Raw genomic sequence first — 10,568 nt, 5'->3', positions numbered from 1 at the left:
TGGCCTACCTCGACTGGCACCCCACTGCCGTGCCGAACCTGCACCTGATCGGCGGCAAGATGATGCAGCCATGGGTGAGCATGGGCGACATCATCTGGGACAGCGACATCAACCCGGAAGGCGTGGCAGCCACCTACAAGACCAACCTCGGCCCTGCCGAAGTGTTCGGCAGCATCGGCCACTACAACCTGAAGGACAACGTCGATGGCGACGGCGTGCAGTTCAAGCACGACGCGCAACTGTACGCGGCCCAGCTGGGTACCAAGTTCAACGCGGCTGACACCGTCAAGGTCACCGTGGGCGGCAGCATCTACGGCTACGACAACGACAAGGCCTCGGCTGCCCTGCGCTCGCTGGGCAACACCACCGACGAGTTCAACCTGGTGGAAGGCTTTGGCCAGGTCGACTTCACCGGCTTCGCCATCCCGCTGTCGGCTTACGGCCAGTTCGTCAAGAACACCGAGAGCACCGATGGCAAGGACAAGGCCTGGCTGGCTGGCCTGAAGAGCAAGATCGGCGCCTGGAGCCTGGACTACAACTACCGCGACGTACAGCGTAACGGTGTAGTCAGCCTGTTCACCGATTCGGACTTCGGCAACGGCTTTACGGGTTCGCGTGGCCACAAGTTCAAGGTCGGCTACGAGATCGACAAGAACTTCGCCCTGGGCGCGGCCTACATGATGGCCAAGACCGACTACTCCAACCTGCCGAACAGCGATGCTGATGTAGACACCCTGCAGGTGGACCTGGAAGCCAAGTTCTAAGCTGTAGCTCCCTTGCGTTACTCAGGCAGGAAGCACCGACCCCATCCGGTGCTTCCTGCCTTTTTTTGTCTGCACAAATGCGTCGGCCCCTTCGCGGGCAAGCCCGCTCCCACAGGTTCATCACAGTACTTGATGTGTGATGAACCTGTGGGAGCGGGCTTGCCCCGCGAAGGGGCCGGAACAGACAGCCTGAAAAATCAGCGCTTGCGCAGAATCACACTACCAATCGAATACCCCGCACCAAACGAGCTCAACACCCCCAGCGAGCCTTTGGCCAGGTCATCCTGGTACAAGTGGAAGGCAATCACCGACCCCGCCGAACTGGTGTTGGCATAGCGGTCGAGAATCACCGGTGCATCTTCCTCGGCCACCTCGCGCCCCAGCAGTTTCTTCACGATCAGGTGGTTCATGCTCAGGTTGGCCTGGTGCAGCCAGAAGCGCTTGACATCGGAAGGCTGCAGGCCGTTCTCGCCCAGGTGCTTGCCGATCAGCTCGGCGACCATCGGGCACACTTCGCGGAACACCTTGCGGCCTTCCTGCACGAACAGTTTGTCTGGCGCGCCGACGCCCTCTTCCGCGGTGCGGTTGAGGAAGCCGAAGTTGTTGCGGATGTTGTTGGAGAACGCGGTCAGCAACTTGGTGCCGACAATGTCGAACTGATGCGCCGAAGTGGCCTGGTCGGCGCGCTCGACCAGCACCGCAGTGGCCGCGTCACCGAAGATGAAGTGGCTGTCGCGGTCGCGGAAGTTCAGGTGCCCGGTGCAGATTTCCGGGCTCACCACCAGCAGTGCGCGGGCCTGGCCCAGCTGCACGCTGTTGGCGGCGGTCTGGATGCCGAAGGTGGCCGACGAGCAGGCCACGTTCATGTCGAAGGCAAAGCCCTCGATGCCCAGGGCCTGCTGCACCTCGATGGCGATGGCCGGGTACGGGCGCTGCAGGTTGGAGCAGGCGACGATCACCCCGTCGACATCGGCCGGGGTGCGGCCGGCGCGTTCCAGTGCCTGGCGGGCTGCGGCCACGCCCATTTCGCAGAGGATCGACTGCTCGTCGTTGGAACGCTCGGGCAGGCGCGGCTTCATGCGCTGCGGGTCGAGGATGCCGGCCTTGTCCATCACGAAGCGGCTCTTGATGCCCGAGGCCTTCTCGATGAAGGCCGCATCGGACAGCGGCGCGGCTTCGATCTCGCCGCGCGAGATGGCATCGGCGTTGTCGCGGTTGAACTGCTGCGACCAGGTGTTGAAGGACTCCACCAGTTCTTCGTTGGAGATGCTCTGGGCCGGGGTATACAGGCCGGTGCCGCTGATCACGACGTTATGCACGGTCGTTCCTCTGGTCAAAGGCCATCGCCGCGGGGCGCTGGCTGGAAAATGCATAATGGCACTTTAGTGCCAGATTGAAGACGAGAGCGTTGCCCTCGATCGCAAGCAAGCTCGCGCCTGCAGGAGCGCGAGCTTGTTAGCGAAGGGCGGCGTTGCAGCCGCAAATTGCATCAATATTGCCACAACTTCGGGTGTTTAGGCTTCCACCTGCGACCACTGTTTACTGAGGCGCTTGTCGGAAATCGGCACTTTTGTACCCAACTGTTGCGCGAACAGCGACACCCGATATTCCTCCAGCAACCAGCGGTACAAGGCCAGCTGCTCATCACGCTTGCCTTCCTGGGCATGCTTGTCGGCTCGGGCCTTGTACTGCGCCCACAGGTTGCTCAGCTCAGCGCTCCACACCCGGTCCTTCTGCACCTGGGCGCCGAGTTTTTCCAGGCGCAGTTCCACCGCCTTGAGGTAGCGCGGCAGCTCCTTGAACCAGGCGCTCGGGGTCTCGCGCACGAAGCCTGGGTACACCAGGTTGGCCAGCTGCTGCTTGATGTCGTTGAGGGCCACGGCCTGGCTCAGGTCGATCTTGCCCTTGAAGCGCTTCTGCAGGCCATGCCACAGCTTGAGCACCTCCAGGGTCTGGCGCGCCAGGCGCTCGGCGTGCTCGGCCCAGCTGCCGCGCTTGCGCTCGGCCAGCCCGGCCAGCGCCGCGCCATCGCGTGGCAGGCTGGCTTCGCCTTCGAGGATGCAGCTGTCCAGGCTGGCCAGCAGGATGTCCTCGACCAGCGCCTCGACCCGGCCCAGCTCGCGGTACAACAGGCCCAGCTCGGTCAGCCCCGGCAGCTTGCCGCGCAAGAACTTGGCCGGCTCCGCCAACTGCTGCAGCAGCAAGCGCTGCAAGGCGCGGCGGTGCTGGAACTCGGCTTCGGCCTGGGTCGAGAAACGCCCTTCGCGCACGCTGCCGCTTTCTTCCACCAGCGCCGGGTAAACCGTCATCGACAGCCCGGCGATCTTCTGCTGGGCGGTCTGCTTCACCTCGCTGAAGGCCTTGGCCTGCACCGGCTGTTCGCTCTTCTCGCTGCGCGGCACTGCCAACGCTGCCTGGCTGGCGGCGGCAAAGCGGGCGGTCAGCTCGGCCAGGTCACGGCCCTCGCCGAGGAACTTGCCCTGGCCGTCGACCACTTCGATGTTCATCCGCAAGTGGCCTTCGACCAGGCTGATGGACTCCTCCCAGGCCTCATCCGACACCCGCGCACCGGTCATGCGCAGCAGCTCCTGGCCCAGCGCCTGGGGCAGCGCGCCCTGGGCGAAGGCCATGCGTGACAGCGCCGCCTTGACGAAGTCCGGCACCGGCACGAAGTTCTTGCGCAGAGCCTTGGGCAGGTTGCGCACCAGAGCGATGCACTTGGCTTCCAGCAGGCCTGGCACCAGCCACTCCAGGCGCTCGCCCGGCAGGCTCGGCAACAACGGCGCCGGTACCCGCACGGTCACGCCGTCACGCGGGTGGCCGGGTTCGAAGTGGTAGGTCAACGGCAGGCGCAGTTCGCCCACCTGCAGGCTGTCGGGGTACTGCGCTGCGGTGACTTCGCTGGCCTCGCGGGCCAGCACGTCTTCCTCGCGCATGATCAGCAGGTTGGCGTCCTTCTGGCTGCCCATGCGATACCAGCTGTCGAAGGTCGCGGTCTGGTGGATTTCGGCCGGCAGGCGCGCCTCGTAGAAGCCGTACAGGGTTTCTTCATCGGCGAGGATGTCGCGCCGGCGGGCCTTGGCCTCCAGCTCGTCGAGTTCTTCGAGCAGGCGCTTGTTGGCCGCCAGGCACTTGGCCCGCGACTGGATCTCGCCGCCCACCAGGCCCTCGCGGATGAACAGCTCGCGGGACGTGACCGGGTCGATCGGGCCGAAGTGCACCGGGCGCCGGCCCACCAGGATCAAGCCGTACAAGGTGATCTGCTCGTAGGCCACCACTTGCCCGCGCTTCTTCTCCCAGTGCGGCTCGAAGTGGTTCTTCTTCACCAGGTGGGTGGCCAGCGGCTCGATCCAGTCGGGCTCGATCTTGGCGACCATGCGCGCATACAGCTTGGTGGTCTCGACCAGCTCGGCCGCCATCAGCCACTGCGGGCGCTTGCGGCCGATGCCCGAGGATGGGTGAACCCAGAAGCGGCGCTGGCGCGCGCCCTGGTAATCGCCCTCTTCGGCCTTGTGGCCGATCTGGCTGAGCAGGCCGCTGAGGATGGCCTTGTGCACCTTCTGGTAGTCGGACGGTTCCTTGTTCACCGTCAGCTGCAGCTCACGGCAGATCAGCGCCAGCTGGCGATGGGCATCGCGCCATTCGCGCAGGCGCAGGTAATTGAGGAAGTTCTTGCGGCACCAGTTGCGCAGCGGGTTGGCGGTCAGCGCCTGGCGCTGCTCTTCGAAGCCACGCCAGAGGTTGATAAGCGCCGCGAAGTCCGAATCCACATCCTTCCACTGCGCGTGCGCCTGGTCGGCAGCCTGCTGGCGCTCCGGCGGGCGCTCGCGCGGGTCTTGCACCGACAGCGCACTGGCGACGATCAACACTTCCTGCAGGCTGCCCTGGCGGGCGCCTTCGAGCAGCATGCGGCCCAGCCGGGGGTCGATCGGCAGGCGCGCCAGCTGGCGGCCGAGTGGGGTCAGCTGGTTCTCGCGGTTGACCGCCGAGAGCTCCTGCAACAGGTTGAAGCCGTCGCTGATGGCCTTGCCATCCGGCGGCTCGATGAACGGGAAGGCATCGATGGCGCCCAGGCGCAGGTGCAGCATCTGCAGGATCACCGCGGCCAGGTTGGTGCGCAGGATCTCGGGGTCGGTGAAGGCCGGCCGGCCGTTGAAGTCTTCTTCGCTGTACAGGCGGATGCAGATGCCCGGCTCGACCCGGCCGCAGCGGCCTTTACGCTGGTTGGCGCTGGCCTGGGACACCGCTTCGATCGGCAGGCGCTGGACCTTGGCGCGGTAGCTGTAGCGGCTGATGCGCGCGGTGCCGGTGTCGATCACGTAGCGGATGCCGGGCACGGTCAGCGAGGTTTCGGCGACGTTGGTCGCCAGCACCACGCGCCGCCCGCTGTGCGACTGGAAGATGCGCTGCTGTTCGGCCGGCGACAGGCGCGCATACAGCGGCAGGATCTCGGTATGGCGCAATTGCGCCTTGCGCAGGATCTCGGCAGCGTCGCGGATTTCCCGCTCACCCGGCAGGAACACCAGCACATCGCCCGGGCCCTTGCCCTCGCTGCGCTCGTGGTGGGCGATCTCGTCGAGGGTGGCGAGGATCGCCTGGTCGACGGTGAGATCGTCCTCGATCTGGTTGCCTTCTTCGTCCTGCTCGCTGGTTAGCGGCCGGTACCAGGTGTCGACCGGGTAGGTGCGGCCGGACACCTCGATGATCGGCGCGCCATCGAAATGCTTGGAGAAGCGCTCCAGGTCGATGGTCGCCGAGGTGATGATCAGCTTCAGGTCCGGCCGGCGGTGCAGCAGGGTCTTCAGGTAGCCGAGCAAGAAGTCGATGTTCAGGCTGCGCTCGTGGGCTTCGTCGACGATGATCGTGTCGTAGCGCTCGAGGAAGCGGTCGTGCTGGGTCTCGGCCAGGAGGATGCCGTCGGTCATCAGCTTGACCAGGGTGTTGGCGTCGCTCTGGTCCTCGAAACGCACCTGGTAACCGACCAGCCCGCCCAGCGGCGTTGCCAGCTCTTCGGCAACCCGGGCCGCCACGCTGCGCGCGGCGATGCGCCGTGGCTGGGTGTGGGCGATCAGGCCATGGCTGCCGCGGCCCAGCTCCAGGCAGATCTTGGGCAGCTGGGTGGTCTTGCCGGAACCGGTCTCGCCGGCGATCACCAGCACCTGGTGTTCTGCCAGGGCCTTCTTGATCTCGTCGCGCTTGGCGGCGATCGGCAGGCTGTCGTCGTAGCGGATGACCGGCACGCTGTTCTGGCGCGCGGTGACCTGGGCGCAGGACGCCTGGACCTTTTCCACCCACTGGGCAAGCTTGGCCTCGTCGGGGCGCTTGCGCAGCTCATGCAGTTGCCGGCGCAGGCGATGGCGGTCGGCGATCATGGCGTGGTCGAGGTTTTGCAGCAGTTTGTCGATGGCGTGGTCAGTCATGGGGCTTTTTAGTGATGCAGGTGGGCCTGCTTTTTCATGATCGGCATTCGATGGATGGGCGATTGTCGCAGATTTGCCGGTTGATTGCTGGCTGTACGGGCCCTATCGCCGGCAAGCCGGCTCCCACAGGTGCACCGCAGGTTTCAGATTCTGTGCTGTACCTGTGGGAGCCAGCTTGCTGGCGATAGGGCCAGCGCAGGCTCCCTGTATGTTTAGTGAACCCCGATGTGAAGGTTGCCATTCACTGCTTTAATCAACATTACGCCGCATGTGAGTATCCAAGGCATGACCCCCGCACCGACCATCGCCCCGCCGCTGTCCCGCCCTTCGCTACCGAAGGCCAGGACCTGCGCCGGCGAAAATCCGCTGGTCCATGTGATCCTCGCCTTCTGGGCCCTGTGGCACTGCCGTCACGCCCGCCCACCGGACACTTCGCTCTCGCCTCTCTGAACATACCCGGCCACCCTTCGGCCGATTGACTCAGCTGGACCGCAGCCAAGCGGCGGTCCTGTGTGCCCACGAGCGAATCCATCATGCACTTTGCACCTGTAGAGCAAGCCCGCCGTTTTCTCGCCGACAACCCGGATATCGAGCTGTTCGAGTTGTTCATCCTCGACGCCAACGGCGTACCCCGCGGCAAGTTGCTGCACCGCGAGGAACTGCTGGCCGTGTACCAGAGCGGCCGCCCGCTGCCCAGCACCATCCTGGGCCTGACCCTCAATGGCGATGACGTGGAAAACTCAGGCCTGGTCTGGGACGTGGGCGATATCGATTGCCGCGCCTACCCGCTGGACGGCAGCCTGGTACGCCTGCCCTGGCGCCGGGTGCCGACTGCCGCAGTGCAGGTCAGCATGCACCCCACCGAGGGCATGCCGGCCAGCGTCGCCGACCCGCGCCACGTCTTGCTGCGCACCGTCCAAGCCCTGAAGGCCGACGGCTACCACCCGGTGATGGCCTGCGAGCTGGAGTTCTACCTGCTCGACCAGAAACGCGATGCCCAGGGCCGCCCGCAACCGGCGCTGGACAACGACGGCGGGCGCCCGCGCAGCACCCAGGTCTATGGCCTGCGCGAGCTGGAGCAGATCGAGCCGTTCCTCGCTGACCTCTACGCCGCCTGCAAGGCCCAGGGCATCCCGGCGCGCACGGCGATTTCCGAATACGCCCCGGGCCAGGTGGAAATCACCCTGGAACATGGCGATGCCCTGGAGGCCATGGACCAGGCCGTGCGCTACAAACGCCTGGTCAAGGGCGTGGCCCATGCCCATGGCATGCAAGCCTGCTTCATGGCCAAGCCCTTCGCCCAGTTGGCCGGCACCGGCATGCACATGCACCTGAGCCTGGCCGACAGCGAAGGCAACAACCTGTTCGCCAGCGACGACAAGGCCGGTACCCCGCTGCTGCGCCAGGCGGTGGCCGGCATGCTGCGCCACCTGCGCGACTCGTTGCTGCTGTTCTGCCCCAACGCCAACTCGTTCCGCCGCTTCCAGGCCAACAGCTACGCGCCGCTGGCGCCGACCTGGGGCGTCGACAACCGCACCGTGAGCCTGCGCGTGCCCGGCGGGCCGGCCAACAGCCGCCACGTGGAGCACCGCATCTGCGGCGCCGACGCCAACCCTTACCTGGCGGCGGCGGCCATTCTCGCCGCCAGCCACCGCGGCATCCGCGAGCAGCTCGACCCGGGCGCGCCGGTGGAAGGCAACGGCTACGCCCAGGCCACCGAGCACCTGCCCACCGACTGGCTGACCGCCCTCGACGCATTGGAGCGTTCCGAGTGGGCGCGCGAAGCGCTCGGCGAGGCCTTCCTCGGTGTGTACCTGAAGGTCAAGCGTGCCGAGTACCGCCAGTTCATGGCCGAAGTCAGCGAACAGGACTGGCGCTGGTACCTGCACCAGGCCTGAGCCCTACCCTATTCAGAACAAGGAATACCCATGAACGCAGCACTCAACAACGGCCCGGCCCAGCGCGCGCCGTCCTATTACAGCGCCTCCCTCAACGACCACACCGAATACCCGCAGCTCAAGGGTACGGTGCAGGTCGACGTGGCCATCATCGGCGGCGGCTTCACCGGCGTGGCCACTGCCGTGGAGCTGGCCGAGCGTGGCCTGAAGGTTGCCGTGGTGGAAACCAACCGCATCGGCTGGGGCGCCAGCGGGCGCAATGGCGGGCAGGTCACGGGCAGCCTGTCGGGCGACGAGGCCATGCGCACGCAGATGCGCCAGCGCCTGGGCAACGATGTCGATGACTTCATCTGGCACCTGCGCTGGCGCGGGCACCAGCTGATCGAGCAGCGGGTCGAGCGCTATGGCATCGACTGCGACCTCAAGCGCGGCCACCTGCACGCGGCCATGAAGCCCGCCCACATGGATGAGCTGCGCGGTTTCCAGGCCGAGGCCGAGCGCCGCGGCATGGGCGACCAGGTGCAACTGCTCGACCGCAATGCCGTGGCCCAGCACCTGCAGAGCCCGCTGTACCTGGGCGCGCTGAAGAACATGCGCAACCTGCACCTGCACCCGCTCAACCTGTGCCTGGGCGAAGCGCGCGCGGCCCACAGCCTGGGGGCGCTGATCTTCGAGAACTCCGAGGTGCTGGACATCGTCCATGGCCCACGCCCGGCCGTCGTCACCGCCCATGGGCGGGTCGAGGCGCGCCAGGTGATGCTGGCCGGCGACGTCTACCACAAGCTGGAAAAGCGCCAGCTCAAGGGCAAGATCTTCCCGGCCATGGGCGGCATCGTCACCACGGCGCCGCTGGGTGAGCTGGCCGAGCAGATCAACCCGCAGGACCTGGCGGTGTACGACTGCCGCTTCGTGCTCGACTACTACCGCCTGACAGCGGACAAGCGCCTGCTGTTCGGCGGCGGCGCCAACTACTCGGGCAAGGATTCACGGGATATCGAAGGCGAGCTGCGCCCGTGCATCGAGCGCACCTTCCCGGCGCTCAAGGGCGTGCCGATCGAGTTCCAGTGGAGCTGCGCGATGGGCATCGTGGTCAACCGCATTCCGCAACTGGGCAAGCTGTCGGACAACGTCTGGTACTGCCAGGGCTACTCGGGGCATGGCATCGCCACCAGCCACATCATGGGCGAGATCATGGCCGAGGCGCTGACTGGGACGCTGGAGAAGTTCGATACCTTTGCCGAGTGCAAGCACATCAAGGTGCCGATGGGGGATCTGCTGGGCAATCCGCTGTTGGCGGCGGGGATGTGGTACTACCAGATGCTTGAGAAATTGCGCTGATCTTACCGGCCTCATCGCCGGCAAGCCGGCTCCCACGGAGAACCACCAGATTCGAGCACTGTGGTCTACCTGTGGGAGCCGGCTTGCCGGCGATGAGGCCAGTCAAGCCAGCCGAGGCCGGGAAGATCAGGCGATCTTCTTCAACCCCTGCTTTTTCAGCTCTTCATCACGCAGTTCGCGACGCAGGATCTTGCCCACGTTGGTGGTTGGCAAGGCATCGCGGAACTCGATGTATCGCGGCACCTTGTAGCCTGTGACGTTGGCACGCATGTGCTCCATCACCTGCTCCTTGGTCAGGGTCATGCCCGGCTTGACCACGATGAACACCTTGATCACTTCACCCGACTTCTCGTCCGGCACGCCGATCGCCGCGCATTGCAGCACGCCCGGCAGGCCCGCGAGCACGTCTTCGAGCTCGTTGGGGTACACGTTGAAGCCCGAGACCAGGATCATGTCCTTCTTGCGATCGACAATGCGCATGTAGCCGTCGGGCTGGATCAGGGCGATGTCACCGGTCTTCAGCCAACCCTCGGCGTCGAGGATTTCGGCGGTGGCGTCTTCACGCTGCCAGTAACCCTTCATCACCTGCGGGCCCTTGACGCACAGCTCACCGGTTTCGCCCAACGGCAGTTCGTTGCCGTTGTCGTCGATGACCTTGCACAGGGTCGATGGCACCGGGATGCCGATGGTGCCGACCTGGTTGGCCTCGGCCGGGTTGACCGCCGCCACCGGGCTGGTCTCGGTCATGCCGTAGCCTTCGCAGATGGCGCAACCGGTGACCGTCTTCCAGCGCTCGGCCACGCTCAGCTGCAGGGCCATGCCACCGGACAGGGTGATTTTCAGCGCCGAGAAGTCCAGCGCACGGAACGCCTCGTTGTTGCACAGGGCAACGAACAGGGTGTTGAGGCCGACGAAACCGCTGAACTTCCACTTGCCCAGCTCCTTGACCATCGCTGGCAGGTCGCGCGGGTTGCTGATCAGCACGTTGTGGTTACCGATCAGCATCATGGCCATGCAATGGAAGGTAAAGGCATAGATGTGGTACAGCGGCAGCGGGGTGATGAGGATCTCGCAGCCTTCTTGCAGGTTAGAGCCCATCAGCGCCCGGCACTGCAGCATGTTGGCGACCAGGTTGCGGTGGGTCAGCA

The 10,568-nt window shown here is 65.5% G+C and carries 6 protein-coding genes; 3 read left to right on the top strand and 3 right to left on the bottom strand.

Annotated features, from left to right (window positions below; all coding sequences use genetic code 11):
• Positions 1-764: putative porin (locus B3E94_RS02930; RefSeq protein WP_286912254.1), on the top strand; the 764-nt coding region annotated here is incomplete at its 5' end.
• A gap of 197 nt (positions 765-961) precedes the next feature.
• Here B3E94_RS02930 and B3E94_RS02925 read toward each other — a convergent pair.
• Together B3E94_RS02925 and hrpA are read right to left on the bottom strand one after the other, a co-directional pair.
• Positions 962-2,083 carry a beta-ketoacyl-ACP synthase III gene (locus B3E94_RS02925; protein ID WP_286912253.1) on the bottom strand — a complete coding sequence of 374 codons (1,122 nt, stop codon included), beginning with the start codon at positions 2,081-2,083 and terminating at the stop codon, positions 962-964.
• Positions 2,084-2,278: 195 nt separating this feature from the next.
• Entirely contained in the window at positions 2,279-6,184 is a 3,906-nt protein-coding gene (gene hrpA, locus B3E94_RS02920; RefSeq protein WP_176517814.1) for an ATP-dependent RNA helicase HrpA, read from the bottom strand.
• A 533-nt stretch (positions 6,185-6,717) separates the two neighbouring features.
• Between hrpA and B3E94_RS02915 the strand changes: the two genes are divergently transcribed.
• Together B3E94_RS02915 and B3E94_RS02910 are read left to right on the top strand one after the other, a co-directional pair.
• Positions 6,718-8,082: a glutamine synthetase family protein gene (locus tag B3E94_RS02915; protein WP_176517815.1), complete on the top strand. Its 1,365-nt coding sequence runs from the start codon at positions 6,718-6,720 to the stop codon at positions 8,080-8,082.
• A gap of 30 nt (positions 8,083-8,112) precedes the next feature.
• Entirely contained in the window at positions 8,113-9,420 is a 1,308-nt protein-coding gene (locus B3E94_RS02910; protein ID WP_176517816.1) for an NAD(P)/FAD-dependent oxidoreductase, read from the top strand.
• A 126-nt stretch (positions 9,421-9,546) separates the two neighbouring features.
• On the opposite strand, the gene B3E94_RS02905 is transcribed toward B3E94_RS02910, so the two are convergent.
• Positions 9,547-10,568, bottom strand: a 1,022-nt coding sequence (locus B3E94_RS02905; protein WP_286912252.1) for an AMP-binding protein, incomplete at its 5' end; no start/stop codon positions are given.

Origin of the sequence: Pseudomonas sp. UBA6315 (assembly GCF_002438125.1) — a bacterium.
GTDB classification, from domain to species: domain Bacteria; phylum Pseudomonadota; class Gammaproteobacteria; order Pseudomonadales; family Pseudomonadaceae; genus Aquipseudomonas; species Aquipseudomonas faucium.
Note: the sequence above shows the minus strand (reverse complement) of the source record. Positions and strands in the feature narration are given on the sequence as shown.